Annotated in this window: 25 protein-coding genes; 5 read left to right on the top strand and 20 right to left on the bottom strand. The window is 52.9% G+C overall.

The annotated features are described in order from the left end of the window. Positions 1–27: 27 nt before the first annotated feature. The 15 genes from CBW65_RS19490 to panB form a co-directional block, all read right to left on the bottom strand. Positions 28–708 carry a class II aldolase/adducin family protein gene (locus CBW65_RS19490; RefSeq protein WP_087458266.1) on the bottom strand — a complete coding sequence of 227 codons (681 nt, stop codon included), beginning with the start codon at positions 706–708 and terminating at the stop codon, positions 28–30. 16 nt (positions 709–724) lie between these two features. Beyond that, positions 725–1753, bottom strand: coding sequence for an S-methyl-5-thioribose-1-phosphate isomerase (mtnA, locus tag CBW65_RS19495; RefSeq protein ID WP_087458267.1), 1029 nt, complete (start codon positions 1751–1753; stop codon positions 725–727). Between the two features lie 21 nt (positions 1754–1774). Next, the gene (gene mtnP / locus CBW65_RS19500) at positions 1775–2566 is read right to left on the bottom strand and encodes an S-methyl-5'-thioadenosine phosphorylase (protein WP_087458268.1); all 792 of its coding nucleotides are present in this window, start codon (positions 2564–2566) and stop codon (positions 1775–1777) included. Between the two features lie 88 nt (positions 2567–2654). Then, complete coding sequence (locus CBW65_RS19505) at positions 2655–3401, bottom strand: DNA polymerase domain-containing protein (RefSeq protein ID WP_232463373.1); 747 nt, start codon at positions 3399–3401, stop codon at positions 2655–2657. After that, positions 3322–3585: a non-homologous end-joining DNA ligase LigD gene (gene ligD, locus CBW65_RS24945; RefSeq protein ID WP_232463374.1), complete on the bottom strand. Its 264-nt coding sequence runs from the start codon at positions 3583–3585 to the stop codon at positions 3322–3324. Before ligD ends, CBW65_RS19505 begins: the two co-directional genes overlap by 80 nt. Further along, on the bottom strand, positions 3582–4532 hold the full coding sequence (locus CBW65_RS19510; RefSeq protein WP_087458269.1) for an ATP-dependent DNA ligase: 951 nt from the start codon (positions 4530–4532) through the stop codon (positions 3582–3584). Before CBW65_RS19510 ends, ligD begins: the two co-directional genes overlap by 4 nt. Beyond that, positions 4533–5435 (bottom strand): non-homologous end joining protein Ku, encoded by a 903-nt coding sequence (ku, locus tag CBW65_RS19515; protein WP_087458270.1) that lies wholly within the window; start codon positions 5433–5435, stop codon positions 4533–4535. An 88-nt stretch (positions 5436–5523) separates the two neighbouring features. Beyond that, complete coding sequence (locus tag CBW65_RS19520) at positions 5524–6147, bottom strand: redox-sensing transcriptional repressor Rex (protein WP_087459302.1); 624 nt, start codon at positions 6145–6147, stop codon at positions 5524–5526. A 65-nt stretch (positions 6148–6212) separates the two neighbouring features. After that, the gene (gene sigH, locus CBW65_RS19525; RefSeq protein ID WP_087458271.1) at positions 6213–6884 is read right to left on the bottom strand and encodes an RNA polymerase sporulation sigma factor SigH; all 672 of its coding nucleotides are present in this window, start codon (positions 6882–6884) and stop codon (positions 6213–6215) included. Between the two features lie 275 nt (positions 6885–7159). Beyond that, entirely contained in the window at positions 7160–10033 is a 2874-nt protein-coding gene (dinG, locus tag CBW65_RS19530; protein WP_157722071.1) for an ATP-dependent DNA helicase DinG, read from the bottom strand. Positions 10034–10173: 140 nt separating this feature from the next. Then, positions 10174–11133: an S-layer homology domain-containing protein gene (locus CBW65_RS19535; RefSeq protein WP_087458273.1), complete on the bottom strand. Its 960-nt coding sequence runs from the start codon at positions 11131–11133 to the stop codon at positions 10174–10176. A 166-nt stretch (positions 11134–11299) separates the two neighbouring features. Beyond that, the gene (locus tag CBW65_RS19540; protein WP_087458274.1) at positions 11300–12895 is read right to left on the bottom strand and encodes a tetratricopeptide repeat protein; all 1596 of its coding nucleotides are present in this window, start codon (positions 12893–12895) and stop codon (positions 11300–11302) included. Between the two features lie 81 nt (positions 12896–12976). Further along, the gene (gene panD, locus CBW65_RS19545; protein WP_087458275.1) at positions 12977–13357 is read right to left on the bottom strand and encodes an aspartate 1-decarboxylase; all 381 of its coding nucleotides are present in this window, start codon (positions 13355–13357) and stop codon (positions 12977–12979) included. 27 nt (positions 13358–13384) lie between these two features. Continuing rightward, positions 13385–14242 carry a pantoate--beta-alanine ligase gene (gene panC / locus CBW65_RS19550; RefSeq protein WP_087458276.1) on the bottom strand — a complete coding sequence of 286 codons (858 nt, stop codon included), beginning with the start codon at positions 14240–14242 and terminating at the stop codon, positions 13385–13387. 7 nt (positions 14243–14249) lie between these two features. Next, entirely contained in the window at positions 14250–15107 is an 858-nt protein-coding gene (gene panB, locus CBW65_RS19555) for a 3-methyl-2-oxobutanoate hydroxymethyltransferase (protein WP_087458277.1), read from the bottom strand. 645 nt (positions 15108–15752) lie between these two features. Between panB and CBW65_RS19565 the strand changes: the two genes are divergently transcribed. Then, positions 15753–16436, top strand: a complete 684-nt coding sequence (locus tag CBW65_RS19565) for a hypothetical protein (RefSeq protein ID WP_087458279.1) — start codon at positions 15753–15755, stop codon at positions 16434–16436. Between the two features lie 62 nt (positions 16437–16498). On the opposite strand, the gene CBW65_RS19570 is transcribed toward CBW65_RS19565, so the two are convergent. The 5 genes from CBW65_RS19570 to CBW65_RS19590 are packed head-to-tail and all read right to left on the bottom strand — an operon-like array spanning position 16499 to position 21454. Beyond that, complete coding sequence (locus tag CBW65_RS19570) at positions 16499–17470, bottom strand: biotin--[acetyl-CoA-carboxylase] ligase (protein WP_087458280.1); 972 nt, start codon at positions 17468–17470, stop codon at positions 16499–16501. A gap of 38 nt (positions 17471–17508) precedes the next feature. Next, positions 17509–18381: a hypothetical protein gene (locus tag CBW65_RS19575; RefSeq protein WP_157722072.1), complete on the bottom strand. Its 873-nt coding sequence runs from the start codon at positions 18379–18381 to the stop codon at positions 17509–17511. Continuing rightward, the gene (locus CBW65_RS19580; protein WP_087458282.1) at positions 18341–20233 is read right to left on the bottom strand and encodes a DUF2326 domain-containing protein; all 1893 of its coding nucleotides are present in this window, start codon (positions 20231–20233) and stop codon (positions 18341–18343) included. The genes CBW65_RS19575 and CBW65_RS19580 overlap by 41 nt, the downstream gene beginning before the upstream one ends. Beyond that, positions 20212–20721 carry a hypothetical protein gene (locus tag CBW65_RS19585; protein WP_087458283.1) on the bottom strand — a complete coding sequence of 170 codons (510 nt, stop codon included), beginning with the start codon at positions 20719–20721 and terminating at the stop codon, positions 20212–20214. Before CBW65_RS19585 ends, CBW65_RS19580 begins: the two co-directional genes overlap by 22 nt. Positions 20722–20734: 13 nt before the next feature. Continuing rightward, positions 20735–21454 (bottom strand): hypothetical protein, encoded by a 720-nt coding sequence (locus CBW65_RS19590; protein WP_087458284.1) that lies wholly within the window; start codon positions 21452–21454, stop codon positions 20735–20737. 222 nt (positions 21455–21676) lie between these two features. Between CBW65_RS19590 and CBW65_RS19595 the strand changes: the two genes are divergently transcribed. From CBW65_RS19595 to CBW65_RS19610, 4 genes are read left to right on the top strand one after another with little or no spacing between them, the layout of a single operon-like run. Beyond that, entirely contained in the window at positions 21677–22450 is a 774-nt protein-coding gene (locus CBW65_RS19595) for a prolipoprotein diacylglyceryl transferase (protein WP_087458285.1), read from the top strand. Further along, positions 22419–23843: a radical SAM protein gene (locus CBW65_RS19600; protein ID WP_087458286.1), complete on the top strand. Its 1425-nt coding sequence runs from the start codon at positions 22419–22421 to the stop codon at positions 23841–23843. Before CBW65_RS19595 ends, CBW65_RS19600 begins: the two co-directional genes overlap by 32 nt. A gap of 36 nt (positions 23844–23879) precedes the next feature. Further along, positions 23880–24155 (top strand): hypothetical protein, encoded by a 276-nt coding sequence (locus CBW65_RS19605; RefSeq protein ID WP_087458287.1) that lies wholly within the window; start codon positions 23880–23882, stop codon positions 24153–24155. A 17-nt stretch (positions 24156–24172) separates the two neighbouring features. Beyond that, positions 24173–24820, top strand: coding sequence for a DUF2306 domain-containing protein (locus CBW65_RS19610; RefSeq protein WP_087458288.1), 648 nt, complete (start codon positions 24173–24175; stop codon positions 24818–24820). Positions 24821–24834 lie beyond the last annotated feature (14 nt).

The raw sequence follows: 24834 nt of genomic DNA on the forward strand, positions 1-24834 counted from the left end.
GCCCCTCTCGATTCGCTTTTGAGTGCTCTATTTCTGCCCGTAGCTGTGGCGGTACTCATGGCGCAAGTGCTCGACGTCATCCAGCGACAGGAGCACCGGGTTGCCGATCATTTTCGCGACCGCATGGATCTGTGCGCCTTTCTCAACGATCAGGCAGGTGCGGAACGCTTCGTCGACCGTATGCCCGACTCCGACCACACCGTGGTTCGCCAGCAGCACAGCGCCTTTTTTGCCCAACGCCTTGACGACATTTTTCCCGAGGTCGGCCGTGCCCGGCAGCGCGTACTTCGAGCAGGTCACAGACCCGCCGACCACCTGCGCCAGATCTTCGACCACCGGCGGAATGTCTTTGTGTGCGACCGAAAACGCGCTGGCGTAGTTGCTGTGCGTGTGCATCACGCCAAACACGTCTTCGCGGGCGCGGTAGACCGCCAGATGCAGCAGGCGCTCCGAAGAAGGCTTGAACTTGCCTTCCACCACTTCTTCCGAATTCAGATCGATCACGCAGAGCATGTCTTCGATCAGCATTTCATAATCGACGCCGCTCGGGGTGATCACGACCAGATCGGTGCCCGGCACGCGTGCGGAGACATTGCCCCACACCGCCGCGACCAGACCCGAGCGGTACATGTTCAGCGAAGCCATCAGGACTTCGCCTTTCGTGCGGTTGACGAGTTCGCGGTTCTGTTCCAAAATTTGCTGCGTCATACAAACTCGCTCCTTCCTACTTCAACTTCGCCATACGCTCCGTATCGGGGCTCTCAACAGCGCCCTGATCGGTGATGATCGCCGTGATCAGCTCATGCGGCGTCACGTCAAATGCCGGATGCAAGGCCGGAACGCCCTCCGGCGCCATGCGCTTGCCACCGATAAAGACCACTTCATCGGACGAGCGCTGTTCGATCTCGATGCTTGCCCCGGTCTCCAGCTCATAGTCGACCGTCGACATCGGTGCTGCCACATAGAACGGAATGCCGTGATGTTTCGCCAGCACCGCCAGCGAATAGGTGCCGATCTTGTTCGCCGCGTCGCCGTTAGCAGTGATGCGGTCGGCGCCGACGATGACGAGGTCGACCATGCCCTGCTGCATCAGATAGCCGGCCATCGAGTCGGTGACAACGGTGACCGGGATGTTGTCACGGTGCAGTTCGAACGCGGTCAGGCGCGCCCCTTGCAGGTACGGACGGGTCTCATCCGCGTAGACGGTGACGTTTCTGCCCGCTTCGTGCGCCGCGCGGATCACGCCAAGCGCCGTGCCGTAGTCGACCGTCGCCAGGGAGCCGGTGTTGCAGTGCGTGAGAATGCGCGCATTTTCCGGGATGTACGGCAGGCCGTGCTGGCCCATCTGCTTGTTCAGGCGCACGTCTTCTTCGGCGATCAGATTCGCTTCGCCGATGATCAGCTTCGCGAGGTCTTCCACGTCGAGGTCGGCGTTCTCGGAGATCAGGCCGCGCATGCGCTTGATCGCCCAGAACAGGTTGACCGCCGTCGGGCGCGTTTTGGCGAGGCGTTCGCAGACGCCTTCCAGATAGGACAGGTACTCGCCTTTCGACAGCTCCAAGCCCTGCTGTGCACCGATCGCGATGCCGTATGCAGCCGTAGCGCCAATCGCAGGCGCGCCGCGCACTTTCATTTTTTCGATCGCTTCAGCGACCAGTTCGTATGTATCGCATGTTTCCCAGACTTCCTGCTCCGGGAGCAAAGTCTGGTCGAGAACGTCCAACGTTCTGCCCGTAAAACGCAAAGGTTGCATAATTTCTCCTCCTCCGTCTGCTTACAGCGAGCCCAGTTCCGCCAGCGCGTGCGGGCAGGCGCAGGTGCGCTCTCCCTTGTCGCTCTCGATGGCGTGGAAAAACAGCTCGCGGATTTTCTGTACGTTTTCTTTCATCGTGTCGACCACTTCCTGATGGGTCAGCGGATGCGCCGAGATGCCAGTGCAGTAGTTGGTGACCATCGCCACCGTCGCGTAGCACATCTCCGACTCTTTGGCCAAAATCACTTCCGGCACCGACGTCATCCCGACCACGTCGCCGCCCCAGGCGGCATACAGGCGGATCTCCGCCGGGGTCTCAAAGCGCGGGCCTTCGGTGGTGACATAGACGCCGTCTTGTTTGACCGCGATGTTTTGGCCCTCAGCCACCGCTGCGAGATGGCTGCGGATGCGGCCGCAATACGCGTCGGTCATGTCGATATGCACGACACCCTCCGGCGCGCCTTCGTAAAACGTCTGCGGGCGGCTTTTCGTCATATCGAGGAAATCGTTGACGAGGACGAGATCGCCCGGCGCCAGCTCTTTTTTAAGCGAGCCGACCGCAGCGGTCGCCAGCACGGTGTGCACGCCAAGCTGCTTCAGTGCGCGAATGTTGGCGCGGTAGTTGATCTTATGCGGCGCAACGCTGTGCTTGTACCCGTGGCGCGGCATAAACGCCACGCGCTTGCCGGCATACGTGCCAAGCGTCACTTCCGCCGTGCCGTACGGCGTCTCGATCGTATGTCGTTCTGCGTCTTGCAGCATCGCAGGATCGTAGACGCCGGTCCCGCCGATGATGGCATATTCAGCATGCATTTATTTTCTGTGCCTCCTAGCATTTCCATAAGTCATTCAGTTCCATTTAATCAGAGGCCTTTCCACTTCGTCAAGGGAGGAAGACTCATCAAATGCCGGGATGGTTCTTAATAAAGTGAATGATCTCTTTGATTTCAACTCCAGAACGGCTCATCGGCTCAAATAGATCGCCTAGTTCTGCGATGCGTTTGGGCATCGTCCGCAAGGTGAACATGTGCGGCTGCACCCCTTCGCTGATCTCGTCCCACAACAGCGGCGCCGACACCGCCCCCGACTGCACGGCGCGCGGCGTGTACGGCCCGGAGAGCGTTTTGCTTTTGTGATGCTGCAGGTAGTCAAAATATACTTTGTCGCCGCGGTCCTTTTTCAGCCGCTCGATGGTGACGATGTCCGAGGCCTTTTTCGCCATGAATTTGCCGAGGAAATGCGTGATATGTTTCGTGTCTTCAAACGTATAGCCGGGTGCGATCGGCACGAAGATCTGCAGCCCGGTCGCGCCCGACGTTTTCGGGTAGGAAGGCAGCCCGAGGTCGTCGAGCACTTCTTTGAGTTGTAGAGCGACTTTGCAGGCTTTGCGAAACCCGTGCCGATCGACGCCTTTCACCGTCGGGTCGAGGTCAAACGCGATGTTGGTCGGCTCGTCCAAGTTGTGAATTTTCGTGTACGACGGGTGCAGCTCCATCGCCGCCTGATTGGCCAGCCAGATAAACGTGGCCGTGTTGTTGGCGAGGATGTAGTGGATGTCGCGCTTCGAGTCATCCGACCACACCGGAAACGTTTGAATCCACTCCGGCGCACCGTCCGGGATGTTTTTTTTGATAAAACGACTTTTCATGAATCCCGTTCGGAAAGCGGATCACCGTGAGCATCCGGTCTTGATAGTGCCGCAGCATGATCGGGCTCATCGCGATCATGTACTGGATGTACTCCGCTTTCGTAATCCCCTGCTCTGGCCACAGCACCTTGTCGAGGTTGGTGACGGAGACGGGGTATTCGGCCATCAGGGTGTTCGTCGTCATAACACACACTCCTCCGGGTCCCGCTCGCGGAAGCCTTGGATGGTCGGGGCGCGCAGGGTCATGTCGGTGGTCCACTCCATGAACTGCACCTCGACCACCAGTTGCGGGGGGAAGAAGACGATCTCGTCGTACGCGGTCGAGGCAGGCAGTTTCGGTTTTGCGGCGAAGGGGTGCCCCTGCTTGGGCAGTCCGCGGGCAAAAGCGGTCAGGGCGGCGATCGAGTCGTTGTTCAGGCCGGAGCCTGCTTTGCCGATGTAGATCAGCTGTCCTTCATGGTACAGCCCAAGCAGGAGCGAATTGACGTTGCCCCCGCGTAAAGTCGCCCCGCCGACAACCGCGTTCAGCTTGCGGAAATACTTGACCTTTTTCCACGTCGGGTGGCGATCGCCGATGTGGTAGCGGCCCGCTTTTTCCTTGATCACGATCCCTTCCATCCCCTGCTCCTGCATCACTCGAAACAGTTGCACGCCCGTTGCATGGCTTTCGACCAGCTGTACCTGTGCCGAAGGTGGCACGACCTCCGCCAAACGCTCCTGACGGGTCGTGAGCGGCTCGTCGACCAGCCAGCGGTCATCGAGGTACAGGATGTCGAACACCATGTAATAGATCGGCAGTTGGCGGGCCATCAGGCGGATCTTGTCACTGCTCTTGGCGAGGTCGCGGCGCAGGATGTTTGAAAAAGACGGTTTGCCCCCCTCGCCCAGCGCCACGATCTCGCCGTCGAGGATCAGCGAGCGCGCCTTGACCTGCGTTTTCAGCTCCTGCAGTTCCGGGTAGTTCGCGGTGCGCTCGTTTTTGCGGCGGTTAAAAAGCGACAGCCCCGTCTCGTCGAGATAGGCCAGCATGCGCACCCCGTCCCATTTGATCTGGGCGATGTGGTTCGGGTCGTCAAACGGCTCGTCGACCATGACCAGCGCCATCGGATCGAAGGGCTTCGGCGTGATCATCTACTCGGCCGTTTTGCGGCGGCGGCGCTTCGGCTTGGCTTCCGGCGCATCATCCCCGCCCCCTGCCCCGTCTACGAGGCTCAATCCTTCCCCGGTCCGCGTTTCGCCCACTGCGACGGGACGCTCCGCCTCGTCGCCACGGGTGACGTTTAAGCTGGCCTGCAGCGCCTTCATCAAGTCGTGGATCTCGTCGCGCTTCGGTTCGGCCGCCAAGGTGATCTCTTCGCCTTCGACCTTCTTGTGAATCACCTCGAGGATCGCCGCGCGATATTCATTGGTGTACTGCTCCGGCACAAATTCGGTGACGAGGCTTTCGATCAGCTGCTTCGCCATGTTCACTTCCCGCTCGTCGAGCTCGATGTCGGTCGGCACGGACGGAATCTGGCTTGCGGCGCGCACTTCCTCCGGGTAGTAGATCGTCTCCATCACGATCACATCCCCATAGGTGCGCAACACCGCCAATTGCTGCGAGGAGCGGATGATCATTTTCGCGACCGCGATCTTCCCCGTTTCGGCGATCGCCCGGCGCAGCAAAGCATACGCTTTGTTGCCGGTGTCCTGCGGCGCTAAATAATAAGATTTGTTGAAATAGATCGGATCGATATCATCGAGATCGACAAAATTTTGAATGTCGATCGTTTTGGTGTTTTGCGGCGAAATTTTTTCAAACTCTTCGTCCGAAAAAACGACAAATTGCCCAGACTGGTATTCGTAGCCTTTGACCACTTCGCCCCATTCGATTTCACGGTCACAGGTGGGGCAGGTACGGATGTTTTTCACCGGGGTGTTGCACTCGCTGTGGAGATAGCGGAATTTGACGTCTTTGTCCTCCGTCGCAGCGAACATTTTGACCGGGACATTGACCAGGCCAAACGAGATCGAACCTTTCCACATCGTATGCATTTTCGCCCACTCCTTCTAAGGTTTGGGCTTAGTATGTGTCAGGATGCAAAAAACCCCTCATGGTTTCCATGAGAGGTTCGGCTTGCCATTATTCTTGGATGTAATACGCCAGCGCATGCAGTTCGGTCGTCACGTCGGCGCTGCGCAGATGCACATCGGGCGGCACCAGCAGCGAGACGGGCGCAAAATTCAATATGCCCTTGACCCCGGCCTGCACGAGACGGTCGGCCACCCCTTGCGCGTAAGGCGCCGGGACGGTGATCATGCCGATGCGGATGTCGTGCTCCTGCACCGAGCGTTCCAACTCGTCGATATGCTGGATGGTCAAGCTTCCGACAAGCGTGCCGATCTTCTCCGGATCGGTGTCGAAGATCGCGGCGATCGAAAGCTTTTCTTTCGTATAGCGGTTGTAGTTTGACAAGGCGATCCCCAGGTGGCCGGCTCCAACGAGCGCGACGTTCACCGAACGGTCGAGCTTGAGAATCTGCTTGATCTTCTCCACGAGGTAATCGACTTCATAGCCGATTCCTTTGCGGCCAAATTCGCCAAAGTATGCGAGGTCTTTGCGAATCTGCGCCGGGTTCATATCAAGCTTCTGCCCGAGTTCATAGGAAGAAACCGTGCGAATGTTCAGGTCTTGGAGCAGCTGCAGACAACGAAGATAGACCGGCAAACGCCTGACAACAGCTTCTGAAATTTTCGGCGTCTTCAGGTAAATCCCTCCCCATTGGGATATGTTGTTACATGACTTCGCTGTTCTGCCGGAAACTCCTGCGATTACGAAGTAAGCTTGGTCAATTTTTTGTTGGAGTAAAAGGTGAGCAGTTTGCGCTTGACGCGGCACAGTGCGTTGTCCACCGCTTTGGTGGTCGTGCCCATCTCGTCGGCAATTTCTTTGTAGGTGTTGTGATCCACATAGAGCGTCAACACTCTCAGCTCAAACGGCGACAAGGAGCCGGCCAGCTCTTCGCGCAGCTCTTTAAGCTGTTCGCGTACGAGAAACACATATTCCGGATCGCAGATCGCCGGTCCCGGAAGCGTGTCCATCAGCGTTCTGTCGGTGTCCTCTTCATACATCGGACGATTGAGCGACAAGTAGTAGTTGAGCGGCTGATGCTTCAGACGCATCGCCGTCTTGATCGCTGTGATCAGTTGGCGGGTGATGCAGATCTCCGCAAACGCGCGAAACGGAATCTGCCGCTCCGGCTGGAAATCGCGAATCGCTTTGTAGAGGCCGATCATGCCCTCCTGGATCAAATCTTCGCTGTCTGCGCCGGCGATGAAATAGGAACGCGCCTTCATCCGCACGATTCCGTGGAAGCCCTGCAAAATCTCCTCCACCGCATATTCATCGCCCATCTGCGCCCGCAGCACTTTCTCTTCAAATGTATCGTCTGCATACTCTGCTTGAACGGATGTAGCCGCGAAACGCTCTTCTGCACTTGCCATTATCATTGCCACCGCGCGATCACCTCAAGTTCATCTGCTTACTGTTCAACTTACCTCATAAAACCTATTAATTTGTCATAATCTTAACTTCTCTCATTAAGAATCGTCAAATCACGAAATTCCCCGATATAACGAATTTATCTCACGAATTGAGCGCTATGCTGATCTTTTTCGACATTCCTCCATTGTTGAAGAAAATTCCGAAAACAGTGTCGAAAAATGGAGAAATACAAAGAAAAGGAAGGATTTTTTACAAATCCTTCCCATTAATCGCCCTAAAGAGGAGATTTTAGCCAATTATAGACGGTTCGTAACACTTCCCGTTCCGTGCCTTGGTAGAACCAGGGACCGGGCAAAGACTTGATAAAATGCTTTCCGTAGCGCGATTCGACGATGCGGCGGTCATAGACGATGATCGCCCCGCGGTCGCGTTTGGTGCGGATCAGGCGGCCAAAGCCCTGCTTAAAGCGGATGATCGCTTGCGGCACACTGTAGTCCATAAACGAGTTGCGCCCTTCCCGCTCCAGCTTCTCCGTCCGCGCTTCCACGACGGGCTGGTTCGGCGGCCAGAACGGCAGGCGGGCGATGACGAGCAGGGACAACGCATCGCCCGGGATGTCCACGCCTTCCCAGAACGAGTTCGCGCCAAACAGCACGGCCCGCTCCTGGCGCTGAAACTCGTGCACAAGGCGGTGGCGCGACGAAGAATCGAGGTTGTGCGCCAAGAGGTTGATGCCGTGTTCGGCGAGCATCGGCTTGGCCTTGTGGTACGTTTCGCGCAGCATGCGGTGCGAGGTGAACAGAACGAGCATCCGCCCTTGCGAAGCGCGGGCGAGGTTGGTCAAGGATTCGGCGAACGAAGTGGTGAACACGTCTTCGCTGACCCCTTTGACCGGCAATGCATCGGCCGGCACGCAGAGCAGGGATTGTTTCTTATAATCAAACGGCGACTCGACCTGCAGCTCCAGCAGGCGCTCCAGCTCTTTGGACTCCCACAGCCCAAGCTGGCGGATCGTGTATTTGAAGTCTTGGTTGATCGTCAGAGTCGCCGAGGCCAGCACGACGCTTTCTTTTTTCGAAAACAGATGGGTGTGCAACAGCGGCGCGACGTCGATCGGCGCGGAGTTGAGGAAGACAACCGGACGCATCGTGCGGTCTTCCGCTTCCATCCACAGCACAGACGTCTCGCTGCCGACAGAGCGCAGGAACGTGGCCAGGCCCTGCCAGCCCCCGTCCAGCTCTTTGACTTGCCCGCTGACGTCGGTCAGCAGCCCGGCGTACATCTCATCGCGCATCAGCTCTTCCGAATACTCTTCGACTTTGCCTGCGAGACGGCGGAACGCTTGCACATCCGTCTGTAGGTTCTCGCTGGACGACGCGATCCCCGCCCAAGCACTTGCGGCCGCCTCGTCATTAAAGATCTCTGTGCGCAGGCGCAGCGTATAGCGCCCGCCATCGGTGCCGGTCGAGTTCTTGATCGTGAACTCCTGCAGCAAGCGGAATACCTCTTCATTGGAGCTGCGCAACTCGGCGACCTGCTCAAGCATTTTTTCCACCGTCGCCCGCAGGTCGGCGTGCACGTCTCCGTCGCCGTTTTGCAGCAGGTCGATCTTTTGCAGCAACTGGTAGAGCAGCCCTTTGTTTTTGTCGCGATACAGGCGGTTCAGCGCCCCGTACATTTGAAAATACGACACTTCGTTGCCGAGGTGCTTCGTCGCTTCGTCTTCCATATGGTGCGCCTCGTCGAGGACGAGGTACTGATAGCCGGGCAGCACGTTGTGATCCGCTTTGACATCGGTCAGCACCAGCGAGTGGTTGGTGATGATCACGTCCGCATTCTGCGCCAAGGCCCGCGCCCGGTGGTAGTAGCAGTTGCGGAACCACGGGCAGGCTTTGTTGATGCAGGAGTCGGAGGCGGACGACACTTTGTTCCACGAATCGGCCTGCGGGCCGGACAAGGTCAGCTCTTCGCGGTCGCCTGCCCCCGTCTCGAGGAGCCAGGTCAGCATGCGCACGTTAAACGTCATCTCGTTGTGGTCGGTGATCAGCCCGGGGTGGTTGACGCCGGTCGCGACTTTGCGCATGCACAGGTAGTTGCTGCGCCCTTTGAACACGGTGATGTCAAACGGGAACGGCACAACTTCTTTCAGCAGCGGCACGTCGCGTTCGCGCAACTGCTCCTGCAGGTTGATCGTGTGGGTCGCCACGACGACGCGCTCCCCGGTCGCCTTGGCGTAGTAAACGGACGGAATCAAATAAGCCAGCGATTTCCCCGTCCCCGTCCCCGCTTCGACGATCAGGTGCTTGTTCTCCTGAAACGCTTCGGAGACGGCGTTGAGCATCTGAATCTGCGGCGGGCGCTCTTCATAGCCCGGCATCAGATCGGACATCGGGCCGCCTTTGGCGAGCACCTTTTCCACCTCTTCGACCGAGAAGTTCAGCGTCCCGCCCGTCTCGTTTTCCTTGATCGGGATCACCACCGGGCGGTGCATCAGGCGGTCGATCGTCACACAGCCCTCCGGTTCGTCGATCTTCATCAAAGACGTGTTCGATTCGGCCAGACGGCGGAAGAAATGGCGCAAGGGCCAGTCGCTGTATTCGGTCAAGCTGTGAATCTGCTGCAAAATCAAAAATGGCAGATCGGCCGCCTTTTCCAGCAGGAGCAGGAACATCGCAGCGGTCGCCATCGCATCGGACAGCGCACGGTGCGCCTCTTCATGCACCAGCTCATGCCGCTCGGACAGCGAGCCCAGCGAAAAACTGGACTCGCGCGGCCAGACGATCTGGGCGAGCGTGACCGTGTCGATCGTTTCGCCGACATAGCGCAGGTATCCGCACTCTTCCAATGCTTCATTTAAAAAGCCCAAGTCAAAATCGGCGTTGTGCGCCACGAGGATGCCATCGCCGATAAACTTCAAAAATTCATCTATCACATCTTCCAGCTCCGGCGCCTCTTTCAGCTCTTCATCGGTGAGGCCGGTCAGGTCGCGGATGTGTGCGGGAAGGGATTTGCCAGGGTTCACAAGTGTTTGATACTGATCGGTGATTCGGCCCCCGGCGATCTTGACCGCACCAATTTCGATGATGTGGTCGCGGGACGGCTCGAGTCCGGTTGTCTCGAGGTCAAACACGACATATGTCTCGGACACGCTTGGAGTCATCTCCTATTTATCGTCTTCATCTGAAATGACACTGTTCGCCTCTTGTTCGCTGAATTCCTGCCTGTCCTGTGCAACTGGCATAAAAAAGAAGAAGCGGCGAGATGCGCCACTTCTTCAGGATTGCCTCATTAGTCGATCAGGAAAACCGGTTTGTTCGATGCTTTCGTCTTCAGCACCACGACCGGGTTGGTGAGGACTTGCGGGTGGGTATCGCCCGCTTCCGGAGCTTTGACGCCCGATTTCACGAACAGCGCGCCGTCCGTTTCCATGACGCTCTCCAGTTCGATCGAGTAGCCCGGGTTCGGCAAAGTGCCGCAGGAGATCACCACATAGCGGACGCCGTTTTCCTCGACGGTGTAGACGCCTGCTTCGCTCTTGTTCTCCTCGACCAAGGTGTGCACCGTTTCCGGGAGAATGCCGGATGCCAGATCGTATTGCGCCGGCTTGGCGAACTGGTTCGCACGGGACAGGACTTTGTCGACCAGCACAGCCGCTTCGCCTTTGGTCAGTTTGGCTTTCGGCGAGAATTTGCCGTTGCCGTTGCCGATCATGATGCCGAGCTTGTAGAGATAGTCGATCGCGCTCTTTTGCTTCGAGGAGATGTCGGCGATGTCAGCAAACGGTGCTGTCAAGTTGCCGCCGTTGATGCCGGTGTTCAGCGCCGGGAGGAGGTCGGCCAGCCAAGCCGCTGCTTCAACGCGGGTCAGAACTTCTGCCGGCTGTTGTGCCTCGTCTTTTTTGCCGAGGATGCGGTTGGTCCAGATCTGGAAGTCTTCCTTGCTGATCTGTGCATCCGGGTTGAACGCCTGCGCTTCACCCTTGGTCAGCACGCCCGATTTGACGAGGTGCTGCAGCGCGTCTTTGGACCAGTGGCCGTCAAGGTGCGCCAGTTCCGGGGAATCGATCATGATGTACGCGATGTCCGGCGCGTAGATCAGTTCCGGCTGCTGCCCGTTTTCGTCGACGACGGTGATCACCATCTGGTCCGGCTGCTGCGCCTTCGGACCGCCAACCACTGCAAATGCGGACTGGGATGTCATCACAAGACCTGCTGCTACGAGCAGAGCAATTGCCGATTTCTTGTTCATATAAATACCTCCTTGGGATATTAAGCGCTTAATTTTGTTTTTCGAGATTCTCTATACAGTAAGATGCTTACAGGCTGGCAATAGTTTCATCTTCAGGCAAAGTTTTTTCGGCAAACAAAAAAGACCAGCTCCTAAGAGTGGCCTTCTGCCCTGCTATGTTGCCTTGTTATTCGTAGGCGTACATCGACTCGCGCAGCGTGGTGAGCCGCTTGCATTTCTCAAAGCACTGGTCGGCGCGCTCCTGCTCCCCCAGCGCGTAGTGGGCGACGCCTTTGAAGAACAGGGACTCGATGCAGTTGCGCTCATAGACGAGCGCAGCGTTGAAATAGCGCAGCGCCTGCAGGTAGGCTTCCTCTTCCAGCGCCAGACGCCCAAGGTGGTACAGGCCGAGCTTTTTCTCGGAGGTGCCTTCCAAGGCGACGAGCTGCAAGAGCTGCTCTTTTGCTTCCGCCCGCTTGCCCATCAGGCTCCACGTCCGGGCCAGCCCGGAGAGCGCGTACGCGTCGCGGGCGTTGCGGGACAAGAGCTGGGCAAAGCAGCGCTCCGCAAGCGGATAGTCGCGGCGGTGGTAGGCCGCCCAGCCGAGGTTGAACATGCCTTGGCGGTCGTTTGGCTTGTAGGAAAGCTGCTTTTTGAACAAAGCGGCAGCCCCGTCATGGTCGCCTTGGCGCATTTTGATCCAGCCCAGCCCTCCGTACGCGGCTGCCGACTCGGGATGGTAGCGGAGCGCCTTTTGGTACAATGCGGATGCCTGGTCGTTTTGCCCCATCTGTTCGGAGAGGCGGGCGAATTCCAAAATCACGTCTTCCTGCGCCCCGTTCAGGTCGTACGCGCGCGCCAGATGGCGGTAGGCGCGCTCGCGATTGCCGAGCTGCACATAGATCAGCCCGCAGAGGCGGTGCGCTTCCCAATCGTCAGGCTGCACGATCAAAGCGCGCTGGTAGTTGAGCAAGGCTTCCTTGTGCTCGCCGAGGTTGAAATGGCAACAGCCCATGTTGAACTCGATGTCGCGGAAGTCGGGCACCAGCTTGCGGGCCGCTTCAAACTCGATCAGGGCCTGGCGGTATTGCCCCTGGGCGGCAAAGATGTGCCCAAACGTGCCATGCACGGTGGCTTTGATCAGTTCGTCGTCATCTTCCAGCTTGAGCAGGTTGAGGTGCCGGCTCGCCTCTTCGTAATTTTCTTCGGCCAGATAGCCAAAAGCGAGGTACAGCCGGGCGATCGTAAACGTCTCGTCGATCTCGATCACGCGGCGGAACTCGTTCATCGCTTCCGGGAACATCAGCAGGTCAAAGAAACCGATCCCTCTTCGGAACGAGCGCACCATCTGCTCATCGCCCGGGCGGATCGATGACCCCTCGCCCATCGACAGGATGACTTTTTTGGTCGGGGATGAAGCATCTTGGCCGGCGTTTTCTGCGGCGGTCGGTTCCGTTTGCTCGTCTTCCGCCGATGCTTCTTTGTGCTCCGCTTTCGGCGCGGCGGGCGGCACAAACGGAGATTGCAACGCCGACAGTTTTTGCTGCATCACTTGCAATTCTTCGGTCGGCAGCGTGCCGTCGAGGTCGAGGCTGTGCTCTTCCCCAAGTTCGGTGACGCGCTCTTCAAAAGCGAGCCAGCGTTCAACAAATTTATCACAGGCGCTGCGCAAAGCGACCAGTTCTTCGCCAAGGATGCGTTTCTGGTCGGCGTCGGCGCTTTGCAGTTGGACTTCGATGCGGTCCACGGCGCGGTTGAGCAGATCAAATGGTTGTTCAAACATGACAAAAAGCCTCCCGTTGCCCTTATGACTTACTTCCTAGTGTAGGCGCGGGAGGCTTTTTTTATCCAAGGCTTTCTAAAATTAGACGATCGTGCCGTGCGTTTCGCTCAGCATTTCGACGATCTTGTTGTCTTTATCCATCAGGGCCACGGTCGGCTGATGCTTTCTGGCCTCTTCGTCCGACATGGTCGCGTAGGAGATGATGATCACCGTGTCGCCCGGCTGCACAAGGCGGGCTGCCGCGCCATTCAGGCAGATCACGCCCGTTCCGCGGGCGCCGGAGATCACGTAGGTCTCAAGACGAGCGCCGTTGTTGTTATTGACGATCTGCACTTTCTCATTTTCCAAGATGTCCACCGCATCTAAAATGTCCTGGTCGATCGTGATCGAACCAACATAGTTGAGGTTGGCCTCCGTCACGGTGGCGCGGTGAATCTTTGCTTTCATCATCGTACGAAACATAACCCGTTATCTCCTTTAACTTGAAAACTAATCGATGGTAAGCACCGTGTTGTCGATCAAACGCGTTTTGCCAAAGCGGACCGCAAGCGCCAAGAGCGCCGGCTGTTCGAGGCTCAAGATCGGCGACAGGTCGCGGAAGTTCAACAGCTCCACGTAGTCGATGTCGGCCAGCGGCTGGGACTGGATCATGTCGCGCACCGCTTCTTTGATCTGGTGGACGTCGCGCGCTCCCGCTTGGACGAGCTGCTCCGCCTGCTGCAGCGCCTGGGAGAGCACCAGCGCCTGCTGGCGTTCTTCCGGCGTGAGGAAGACGTTGCGCGAGCTCATCGCCAGACCGTCCGGTTCCCGCACGATCGGGCACGGGACGATCTCGACCGGGATGTTCAGGTCGTCGACCATCGTTTGCAGGACGGCGACCTGCTGCGCGTCTTTCATCCCGAAAAAGGCCTGGTCGGGCTGGACGATGTTGAACAGCTTCGACACGACGGTCGATACGCCGCGAAAATGGCCGGGGCGGGACGCGCCGCAGAGCTGCAAAGTGACTTCTTCGACATCGACATGGGTCAGCACTTGACCGTTGCCGCGCGGGTACATCTCGTCGACGCTGGGGGCAAAGATGATGTCGGCGCCTGCTGCTTCGGCCAGTTTGGCATCGCGCTCCAAGTCGCGCGGATACCGGTCAAAGTCTTCGTTTGGGCCAAATTGCAGCGGGTTGACGAAGATGCTCATCACGGTGGTCTGGCAGCGTTCCTTGGAGGCGCGAAGCAGCGACTGGTGCCCTTCGTGCAGATAGCCCATCGAAGGCACAAAGCCGATCGTATGTCCTTGGGCGCGTTGTTCGCGCACGTAGTTGCGGATCTCCTGGATCGTATTGACGATGATCATTGCGGGTTTAGCTCCTCTGATTTATCTCTTTCTGTAGTTTCTCCAAAACCTCGTCATTCATTTTAAAACCATGCTGAGCGGTCGGAAACGCGCTGTCCCGCACTTCGGTTGCGTAGGAGTTGACGGCAGCGGTCATGTCGGTAAACATCTCGCCGTACTTTTTCGCAAATTTCGGCAGGTACTTGTCGGTGATACCCAGCATGTCGTGGATGACCAGCACCTGTCCGTCGGTGCCTTCCCCTGCCCCGATCCCGATCGTCGGGATGGTCAGGTGTTCGGAGATCAGCTTGGCGAGCGGCGTCGGCACGCATTCGAGGACGATGGCGAAACAGCCGGCCTCTTGCAGCGCAAGGGCGTCCTCGAAAATGCGCAGGGCGGTGTCGAAGTCTTTGCCCTGCACTTTGAAGCCGCCGAGCTGGTTGACCATCTGCGGCTGCAGGCCGATGTGCCCCATGACGGGGATGCCCGCGCGGTAGATCGCCTGCACCTGGTCGAGAATCTCGCGTCCGCCTTCGAGCTTGACGGCGTCTGCGAAGCCTTCCTGAATGAGGCGTCCGGCGTTGCGAACCGCCTCCGGGGTGGAGATGTGGTAGGACAGGAACGGCAGGTCGGTGACGATCATCGTCTGTTTCGAGCCGCGTGTAACCGCTTTCGTGTGATGGATCATGTCGTCCATGGTGACGGGCAGCGTGGTGTCGTAGCCGAGCACCACCATGCCCAGCGAATCGCCGACGAGGATCACATCGGCCCCGCCTTCCTCCGCCACGCGGGCGGTCGGGTAATCGTAGGCGGTGAGCATGACGATCTTCTTCTGTTCTTTCTTCATTTCGCGCAGTGTGACCGTTGTTGCTTTTGCAGCAGTCATAGTGAGACTCCTCCTCTTCGGTCGTCTGCCATAAGCCAAAAAAGACCCTTTGAGCCACGTTTGAGGCCGCAAAGAGTCCTGTCAGATACAAGAGTTTGTCTTTGTCCTGTCTCGGTCCGCATTCGGCTCAGAGCAGATTCAGTTAAAATTGCTGATGCTGTGCTTGCAGGCGGAGTACAGTTCACAAATTGGATACCGTCCCCAATGTTAGTATACATGGGAACGGAAAGTCTGTATAGTATTCGCGCTTACACTCGGAAAAAGTCGTATCATTTATTTGCTTTACGAATTCAATTATTCTTCAATTCGTTTCTTTTCGGGAAACAAGAACCTCCAGATTAGCTCAATAACAAACGTGATGATAAAGCTGATCAAGATGACTTTTAGGATTGGCGGAATCATTTTCAATCCTTCTTCTGGCAAAATATTTATAAGAAATAAGCCACACACGATGCAAAAGATAAGAATTGGTCTGATCTTCATAAACTCACCCCTTCTTACTTGCTTTGCCTACGATTATATGACGTATTACAATCATTATCCACCATTTCCAACGATATCAGTATTCATCTTCCGGAACCCATGAATAATTTAAAATCATTACAATACTCTGATAATGTACATAAATTTGTGGAGGTGGTATCTATGAGAACAATTGAAAAAATCTCTTGCGTAGCGGTATTCCTCGTTATGTTGCTCCTAACCGCTTTTGCCGGTAGTGCGCAGGCAAATGGGGATTCTAAAGAGCATCCCAATAACGGACTCCCTATTATAAAAGCGTTGACCCCGAAAGAAGTTGAAAAGGTTTTCAACGGAGGTTTTGCAGCGAAGGGCAAGATTTCCGATAAACAACCGAGCAAAGTTCAACATCAATTCAATGATGGAAGCAGCATTGAGGTTGTGGCAGGTTTACGTTACCAAGAACATGGCGTTGCCCCTGAAGCAGACGCCGATCCTGGAGACGGCGGAAGCGGACCTGTTCGTGATGTTACTGGTTATGCCACATACAACGCATACAGTTGGACCGGAGCGAAAATGTGGAGCTATTCAATGTATCAAGATGCAAAAGTTGACGGTTCACGTGTTACTTGGTATGAAGCAGTGCCGTATACCTCCTACTGGAATTCGCCGGTAAGTTACTGGCATATTGACAGTGAAGCATTGGGTGTCGGCTATGGGTCGTCGGGTAATTACAGTACACTCTCAACCACCAGTGCAAAATTCAGCTTTGGCTTCCGAGACTTCATCAACCCTCAGACTTGGAGTATCAAAGGCAATATTATCATCTACGGAACTGGTGATTTTATTGGTTCTTTTACAAAACTGTAAGAGCTTCACGTTAACAAAAAAACTCCCTTACCGCTTCAGCGGTAAGGGAGTTTCTGCTTATTCTACGCGAACATGATGTCGGCAGAGTATATCTTCTTCTGCTCCCCGTCCGGCTGTTCGACCAGCAGCACGCCGAATTCGTCGATGTCGAGGGCACGGCCTTGGATGGTACCTTGCGCGGTGTGGGCGATGATCTCGTTGCCGAGGGTGATGTTGTGGGCTTTCCATTGGTCGCGCAGCGTGCCAAATCCGCCGTCGGCGACGTACTGGCGGTAGAGCGGTTCCAGTTCTTCAAGCACGACCTGGACCACTTTTGCGCGCGGGATCGGAGTGCCTTTTACCGCCTGCAGCGAGGTGGCGATGTGCTGGATGTCCTCCGGGAAATCTTCTTGGGGGACGTTGACGTTAATCCCGATGCCGAGGACAAGGTGGTGGATCTGATCAAATTCCGCGTGCATCTCGGTCAGAATCCCGCAGCACTTTTTCTTGTTGAAGAGAATGTCGTTCGGCCACTTGATGCCGGCTTGTACACCGGTCAAGCGGGTCAGCGCCTTCGCAAGCGCAATCGCCGTCACCAAAGTAATCTGCGCCGCATGTGCCAAAGGCAGCTGTGGCCGCAAGATCAGCGACATCCACACGCCCGAGTGCGGCGGAGAAAACCAGTTGCGTCCACGCCGTCCTCTTCCCTGCTGCTGTTCATCCGCGATGACAAGGGTGCCTTCCATGGCGCCGTTGTTGGCCAGCTCTTGTGCCAAGTTATTGGTAGAGTCGATCGTTTCGCGGTAGACGATCGTCTGTCCCAGCACCGTCGTGCTCAGCCCGTCCCGAATCTCCGCCGCCGTCACCAAGTCGGGCGAACTCTGCAAGCGGTAGCCTTTGTTGCGCACCGCTTCGATTTGATAGCCTGCGTCTTGCAAATCTTTTATGTGTTTCCAAACAGCCGTCCGCGAAACGCCAAGCGTATTGCACATCGCTTCCCCGGAGACAAAGTCACCGGGGTGTTCGCGGAGCATTTGGAGGATCGTTGATTGCATGGATTCACCTCCGAATCTAGTAAGATTTGTATGTACGCTTATTTAATACCGCCTTTATTTCTCCACGGATATAGCGCATTTAGCTCGTCCTCTTTCTGAACCAAATACTTTTCTGCCCAAATTGCTGCATGTGATACAGCCGTGGACAATTCATCTTCGGAGTATTTGAAAACTTTTACATTTGTAAATGAATGTTCATAATCACCTTGCATCCATGTATCTCCTGTGTTTTCCTTCTGCAACCAAGCGCAAACAAATCTGTTAGTAGCACAAATTCTGGCTTCATCAATTTGTCCTGCGGCTTCAGATTTTTCAATTATTATAAAGCGGGAAAGCGATGCATACATAAGCATTTTTTCTTCGTTATAAAGTGCATCTATTTCGGCTTGTTTCTTTATAATAATTGGTTCGTAACCTAATTCCTCTAGCTTAACGCTAATATACTCTAATCTTTCGAAAGCATCTATAGTATTATCTTTCCCCAAGACAAGTACCATTTTTTGTTTACATCTTTCAATCCATCCTTGATAATCTAAGTCAGTGTTGACTTTTTGTTCATTGTACCCTTTTTTCGTAAGGTCGAGAATATCCCCTGAGGTTAATGGCTTGACAGGACCTAGTTCAATAAAAGTTTGTAAAAGACGTTCTCTAAAGAATTCCCGAGAATTAAGTATAAAAAACAACTGATCATAGCAACTTCTTTGTGCTACAACATCTATAAATTCTCCTGCAAGTTGTTTTTTTGTCATATTTCTTGAATAATAATCATCCTTGTCAAATCCAAGCATTCGTCCGATACTTAAAATTTCATCGATACTATAGGATGTTTTTAAAAAGTCTATCAACTTTTGTTGCTCACCATAATTAGCTTCAAAATGTGAAGCCAAAGAGTTTTCCTTGATCCCCATCATTCGACAACTCCAATCTGATATTTTCGTCTGAAAGTCCCTCTGGTATTTCAATCGTGGTAATAATATATTGAAAATCACGACCACATTTCTTTGTTGCTCTTGATAGTTTCGTTATATAGGAAAATATCCTATTATATGTTACTGGATCTATATCTCTAACGTTAGGGGAATCATGTACTAAAAATCTTGGATGAAAAGTATCGGTTATGATGCCGACAGTTAGTAGGGTCAAATCAAATGCTATAACTCTTAAGGTTTTTGCTGCCGCACCATCATCCACACCTCCCAAGTTATTCGAATAAACTATTTCAGGAACTATTTTCCCAGACTGTTCAAAAATCAATTCTCCTCGTCGAGAGCCATCGTTGTACAAAAACCGTACTACTTTGTCAAACACTTTTATTAACATTTCCCTCCTATCAGCTATTTTTTGATATATTGACTCCCATTCCAACAAAATATCTTTCACAGTGCCTTCCTTCTGTCTGTATCGACTTTTATAATCCGCTTCATCCTCAATATAACTAAGTTGTTTTTTTAATCCCTCTTTCTCTGCCTTAATACTCAAGAGCTCTTCGTCCAATGCTTTCTTATTTTTCAACATCTGCTCTACTCCAACTTTAAGATCCTCATTAATCATATCTAGCTCAACAGAAATAACTTCCAAATTTTGATTGCAAAGATTTATGTTGGACTCAATTTGAATTATAGCTTGTTTCAGATCGTCTCTTTCGTTTTTGAGAATCCTTGCAATTGTCTCCAAGGAGTTATTCTTCTCATCCCTTTTTTCTCTAGGACAACTAAACGATTGATCATTATTTATACTTACTAGACAAACAGGACATTTATCATAATCGATTCGGTCTAGAATATTCTTTACTTCGCTCGTTATACTCAGAGTTTCCATCTCACTATATGTTTCATTTAGAGTAGCCTTATAGCTGTTCACTCTCGAGATAAAAATCGAAACTTCGTGCTCGATCTCTAACTTCTTATTCAATAATTGATGCTTTTTCTCAATTCGAAGGTCGTTAGCTCTTTGATAATCGGAAATTTGCGACTCAATTCCATCGATAGCCGTTAAAAGATCCGACTCAAAACGCTCCACTTTCTTTATCTCTTTATTTATTTCCCCCTTTTTAAGATCGACCTTTTCATTTACATAATTCTTTATTACGTCCCAAGATTTTTTTGATTGGTTTTTTTCTTTCTCTGCTTTTGTCTTCCTGCTGTCTATCTCCACCCGCTCTTTTGTCACTAAACCAGAAAGGAACTCAATCGCCTTTCGTTGACCAGAACTGGATTCATAGTAATTTGCAACTTTAGAAATTTCCTCAAACCCGCCTATTTGATCTCTGATTAAAAAACTCATAATCTTTCTAAAAGATATGTAGCTTTTCCCATTAAAGTAGTTCTCTTCCTCATAAAGAGAGTCATCAAGAAGTTTTCTATACTCCTCTAATGAATAAATTTCACTTTTAGGGTCTTTACCTGCCGAAATTTCATTAACCACCCACCCCTGAAATACCTGACATGATGCAATGTCGGCTACTAAATCTCTTTTTACAGTGAACTTATTATCGCCTATGGCTATTTCTATAAATAAACAGTAATCAGAGAGTACATTTTTGCCATGAACTTTACCTGTAGATAGAAACTCTTCCTTACCAAGTCCATAATCAATCAAGTTTACAAATGTAGATTTACCCACACTATTTCGTGGACCGGACTTTTCCGAATAAGCGTCAATCAATTTAGCTCGTATTACGTTTAAACCAGGACGTAATGTTACATCGCACTTTCCCAAATGAGGATTAATCACTACCCTATTTACAAAGACTGCGTTTTCCATCTTTCCTCACCCACCAGTTTAGTAATTTTTAAATGAAGTTCATCAAAGGAGTACCTCTGTATTACTTTAGTAACATACTTCACCTTTACTGTAATCCTTTTTCGTACAGGGATTTTAGCAAAAATCATTTCGTATGTGGGGTTCAATATAAGAACATCCTCTTCCAAGTAAGCTAATTTTCTTACTATTAGTTCCTTTACACCTCCTATAAACCGAGAATCAAACCTTTCCACGATATAGGGAATCAACATATTATCTAAATTTTCAAACTCCCATTCGGGCATACTTCTTCGTAATGCAGCTGCCTCATTTTTTTTCAACAAGCTCAGTGTAATTTTTGAAAATCTGAACAAATATAATGCATTGGCTAGTGTCCGTAAAGTACAAGGACCTATTTCCTTCAACAAAAAATGCAGATAAAGTGCATTAACATAAACACTTTCCTCCATAGCAAATAATTCATTCTCGTAATCTAGGTCTCTTTTCATATGTCCCCCGTAATCATTCGTTAAAAATTAAACAATCATAAGTCGTGTCGAAAATGATGCCTGCAAGTCGTTCTTCCACCTCGTCTATTGATTGAGTATCTTTTGATAATATCTCAAACAATACATTAAGTAGAATTTTGTACCTCTGATCAGCCGTGAATTGATCTGACGGATAACTGGCTAATAAATTCAGATATATACGCATTACCTTCTTTTTGATTTTAGGATACTTGCTGAACCCAAGTTTTTTTGCAGTCCTTTGTAAAACTGAGTTCTCCATTTTTGAAAGTTTAGCATATGACTGCATACTAGGCGAAAATTTAGCTTTAACCTTCAGTTTTGTTTCAAATTCAGTAAAATCGTTGGCACCTACAGGACTACCTTCGTCAAGGTCTATATTCTCAATGCGATTAATCAGTTCTTCAAAAATCTCCCCGAATTCCTGAGCGTTTTTTATTTCTAACGGTCTTTTTAAAAATTGGTTCGATTGTGTCGAAGGTAAAAGCAATTCAACATTTTCAAGCAGTTTCTCACAAGAATTTGTTTGGGCGGCTCTCTCTACCAGTAGGTCAAGTGCTTGTTTACGAGTGCATATAACTGGGTAAATATCAGATGGTTCTTCATTAATCACTCTTGCCAGTATCTTAAGTTGATCAAAATCGGGTTTATAGCTTGTAGAAATATGAATGATGATTTCTTGCACTTCACTTGGTGATGGATTCTTGAGATTCACAATTTCCACCTCTACAAAAAGTTTGTTGACTCTTTTTCTTAACCTCAGGCTAAAAAGGAGTGAACAACAGGGTTGTCTACTTTAGAATATCACAATTGTTCTAAACAATTCTATTAATCATTGAGTTTTTCTTTTCGGCTTTCTCCTCATCCAACCAAATTTTCTAGTGATTGGTGATATAATTGTTAAATTAGCTATTAATAATCAGGCAGGTGGTGGCGCATGGCTTTCCCGGCATATATCAGAATCGGTGATTTTTTATCCATCCACCCTCACTTTCTTCTTGAATCACTCGCCTACTTCATCGGCTTCCGCGTCTACCTCTACACGCGGAGCAAAGAGCGGACACCTGTAGACAAGGCTTTGGCGGTCGTCGCCGGGGCGATTGTCGGCGCTGCTCTGGGCTCGAAGATGCTGTACTGGCTGGAGGACCCGCTTCAGACGGTGCAGCGGTGGAATGATCTTGTTTATCTAATGGAAGGAAAGACGATCGTCGGCGGCCTTTTGGGCGGGTTGATTGGCGTGGAAGTGGCCAAGAAGATGATCGGGTGGACACGCTCGACCGGGGATGACTTTGCAATTCCGTTGGTCGTCGGGATGATGATCGGCCGGATTGGCTGCTTCCTCACCGGGCTCGGCGACCACACGTACGGGACGGAGACCACTTGGATCACCGGGGTGGACTTTGGGGATGGGGTTTTAAGGCACCCGACGCAGCTGTATGAGATCGCGTTTCTCGCGGCGCTTGGTGCGGTATTGCTCTATGTGAAAAAACGCGGCCGGCTGTGGAACGGCGCGGTGTTTCAGTTTTTTATGATCGGATATTTGGCGTTCCGGCTGCTCATAGACTTTATTAAGCCGACACCGCACCCCTATCTGATCCTCAACAACATTCAACTCGCCTGCATCGCGGGGTTGATCTACTACATCTGGCTGGTAAGAAAGCAGAAAAAGGAGAATGTTCATGCCGAAGAATCGTCCGTACCTGTTTTATGAGTTGACCAACAGCATCTGCTCTACCTGTTATCGAAAAGTCGAAGCCAAAGTGATCTTCCAAGACGAAAATGTCTATCTCCACAAGCATTGCTTCCACCACGGGCCGGAAAAAGTGCTGATCTCGACCGACATCGAGTACTACAAACTCTGCCGCGAATATCTCAAGCCTTCGGAGATGCCCCAAGTCTGGAACACGCCGATCAAATACGGCTGCCCCTACGACTGCGGTCTCTGCCCGGATCACGAACAGCACTCCTGTCTGACCCTCGTCGAGATCATCGAAAAATGCAACCTGCAGTGCCCGATCTGCTACGCCGAATCCTCCCCGCACGTCGATAAAATCCGCTCGCTGGAAGAGGTCGAACGCATGCTCGACGCCGTTGTGCGCAACGAAGGCGAACCGGACATCGTGCAGATCTCCGGCGGCGAACCGACGATTCACCCGCAGTTTTTCGAAATTCTCGACTTGGCGAAATCCAAGCCGATCAAACACCTCATGGTCAACACCAACGGCGTTCGCATCGCCCAAGACCGTGAGTTTGTGAAACGCCTGGCTCAGTACATGCCGGGATTTGAGCTCTATCTGCAATTTGACTCCTTTGAAGAAGACGTGCTGCGCGAACTGCGCGGGGCCGACCTGCGCGAGATTCGCCGCAAAGCGATTGAGCACCTCAACGAGTTCAACATCTCCACCACCCTCGTCGTCACGCTGAAAAAAGGCCTCAACGACCACGAGATCGGCTCGATCATCGAATACGGGATGAAACAGCGCGCCGTGCGCGGCGTCACCTTCCAGCCGATTCAAGCGGCAGGCCGCCTGGAAGATTTTGACCCGGCGACCGACCGTCTGACCTTGAGCGAAGTGCGCCAAGGCATCATCGAGCAGTCGGAAGTGTTTGGGGCAAACGACATGATCCCCGTCCCCTGCCACCCGGACTGTCTGGCGATGGGCTATGCGCTGAAACTGGGCGATGAAGTGCTTCCGCTGACCGGGCTGATCAATCCGGATGTGCTGCTGCAAGGCGGGCGCAACACGATCGTCTTCGAACAGGACGAAACGCTGAAAAGCAAAGTGTTCGAGCTGTTCTCCACTTCGCACTCCCCGGAGTCGCAAGCGCTGTCTTTGAAAAATCTGCTCTGCTGCCTCCCGATGGTCGCAGTGCCGGATCAGCTCAGCTACGACAACGTGTTCCGCGTCTTGATCATGCAGTTCCTCGATCCGCACAACTTTGACGTGCGCTCGGTGAAAAAATCCTGCGTGCACATCGTCCACCCGGACGGGCGGATCATTCCGTTTGACACGTACAACATGTTCTATCGCGGGGACAAGGAAGAGTTGCTGAAACAGCTGCGCGATGAACGCAGCCCGATTGAAGAGCTGCCGATGATCTAACCGAAACGCATACTAAAAGGAAAGGATGCGAAACGCATGTCACAACCGAATGCGACACTGAACTTTTTCAAAGGCATGGGCTGGGTGTTTCTGGGCCACATTTTCATCGGCATCATCACGTCGCTTGGGCTGCCGCTGCTGCTGTTCATCGGGGTATCGCAACTCCTGTACGTCATTCCGCTGATCATCTGGGCGCGCCGCAGTCCGGCACGCGTCGGCACGATTCCCGGCGTGTTGACGATGGCCGGGATCACCTTTTTGCTGAACGCAGCCTGCTGGGGACTAATCTGGGGTCTAATGGGCCTGCATTAATTGAAGGAGGAGTAACTGTGCAAACGAAAGCCGGCAAAATCGGGTATGGCACCCTGCTCGTCTTTGCTGTTTTATTTCCCTTAATCTCACTGGTGCGCTACCTGTTCCTCGATCCAACCATGCTGGTCGAGGCTGGTTTTAAGATGTACGATTTTCATGACAGCTTGTGGACGACGGTCTTGTACACGCACATCACGACGGCAGCTGCTGCCTTTTTCATCGGGCCATTCAACTTCATGAAATCGTCGTATACGAAAAACATCAAACGCCACCGCATGCTTGGCAAAGTCTACTTTGCAGCGATTGTGGTCAGTTCGCTTTGCGGCTTCTATCTTGCAGTGTACGCGCATGGCGGACTGCTCGCCAAAGCCGGATTCTTTATGCTGTCGGTGTTATGGCTGTATACGACGGTGAAGGCGGTCAATCTGGCGCGGCAAAAGAAGATCCAGGATCACCGGCAGTGGATGGTGCGCAGCTACGCGGTCACTTTTGCGGCGCTTACCTTCCGCGTCTGGCTGTCCGCGCTGGCGATGTTCGGAAACTTCGACCTCGCCTACGGGCTCGCCGCATGGCTCTGCTGGGCGGTCAATCTGATCGTCGTCGAAGTGTGGCTGTGGCGCAACAACAGCCGCAAACCGCTCATACAAGCAAAAAACGCCCTGTGACAGGGCGTTTTTTT

The organism is Tumebacillus avium (assembly GCF_002162355.1).
In the GTDB taxonomy this organism is placed as follows: Bacteria; Bacillota; Bacilli; order Tumebacillales; family Tumebacillaceae; genus Tumebacillus_A; species Tumebacillus_A avium.

Coding starts and splice junctions, on each gene's coding strand:
- CBW65_RS19490 (WP_087458266.1), bottom strand. CDS start 708: ATGACGCAGCAAATTTTGGAACAGAACCGCGAACTCGTCAACCGCACG.
- mtnA (WP_087458267.1), bottom strand. CDS start 1,753: ATGCAACCTTTGCGTTTTACGGGCAGAACGTTGGACGTTCTCGACCAG.
- mtnP (WP_087458268.1), bottom strand. CDS start 2,566: ATGCATGCTGAATATGCCATCATCGGCGGGACCGGCGTCTACGATCCT.
- CBW65_RS19505 (WP_232463373.1), bottom strand. CDS start 3,401: ATGAAAAGTCGTTTTATCAAAAAAAACATCCCGGACGGTGCGCCGGAG.
- ligD (WP_232463374.1), bottom strand. CDS start 3,585: ATGACGACGAACACCCTGATGGCCGAATACCCCGTCTCCGTCACCAAC.
- CBW65_RS19510 (WP_087458269.1), bottom strand. CDS start 4,532: ATGATCACGCCGAAGCCCTTCGATCCGATGGCGCTGGTCATGGTCGAC.
- ku (WP_087458270.1), bottom strand. CDS start 5,435: ATGCATACGATGTGGAAAGGTTCGATCTCGTTTGGCCTGGTCAATGTC.
- sigH (WP_087458271.1), bottom strand. CDS start 6,884: ATGGCAAGTGCAGAAGAGCGTTTCGCGGCTACATCCGTTCAAGCAGAG.
- CBW65_RS19535 (WP_087458273.1), bottom strand. CDS start 11,133: ATGAACAAGAAATCGGCAATTGCTCTGCTCGTAGCAGCAGGTCTTGTG.
- CBW65_RS19540 (WP_087458274.1), bottom strand. CDS start 12,895: ATGTTTGAACAACCATTTGATCTGCTCAACCGCGCCGTGGACCGCATC.
- panD (WP_087458275.1), bottom strand. CDS start 13,357: ATGTTTCGTACGATGATGAAAGCAAAGATTCACCGCGCCACCGTGACG.
- panC (WP_087458276.1), bottom strand. CDS start 14,242: ATGATCATCGTCAATACGATCCAGGAGATCCGCAACTACGTGCGCGAA.
- panB (WP_087458277.1), bottom strand. CDS start 15,107: ATGACTGCTGCAAAAGCAACAACGGTCACACTGCGCGAAATGAAGAAA.
- CBW65_RS19565 (WP_087458279.1), top strand. CDS start 15,753: ATGAGAACAATTGAAAAAATCTCTTGCGTAGCGGTATTCCTCGTTATG.
- CBW65_RS19570 (WP_087458280.1), bottom strand. CDS start 17,470: ATGCAATCAACGATCCTCCAAATGCTCCGCGAACACCCCGGTGACTTT.
- CBW65_RS19575 (WP_157722072.1), bottom strand. CDS start 18,381: ATGATGGGGATCAAGGAAAACTCTTTGGCTTCACATTTTGAAGCTAAT.
- CBW65_RS19580 (WP_087458282.1), bottom strand. CDS start 20,233: ATGGAAAACGCAGTCTTTGTAAATAGGGTAGTGATTAATCCTCATTTG.
- CBW65_RS19585 (WP_087458283.1), bottom strand. CDS start 20,721: ATGAAAAGAGACCTAGATTACGAGAATGAATTATTTGCTATGGAGGAA.
- CBW65_RS19595 (WP_087458285.1), top strand. CDS start 21,677: ATGGCTTTCCCGGCATATATCAGAATCGGTGATTTTTTATCCATCCAC.
- CBW65_RS19600 (WP_087458286.1), top strand. CDS start 22,419: ATGCCGAAGAATCGTCCGTACCTGTTTTATGAGTTGACCAACAGCATC.
- CBW65_RS19605 (WP_087458287.1), top strand. CDS start 23,880: ATGTCACAACCGAATGCGACACTGAACTTTTTCAAAGGCATGGGCTGG.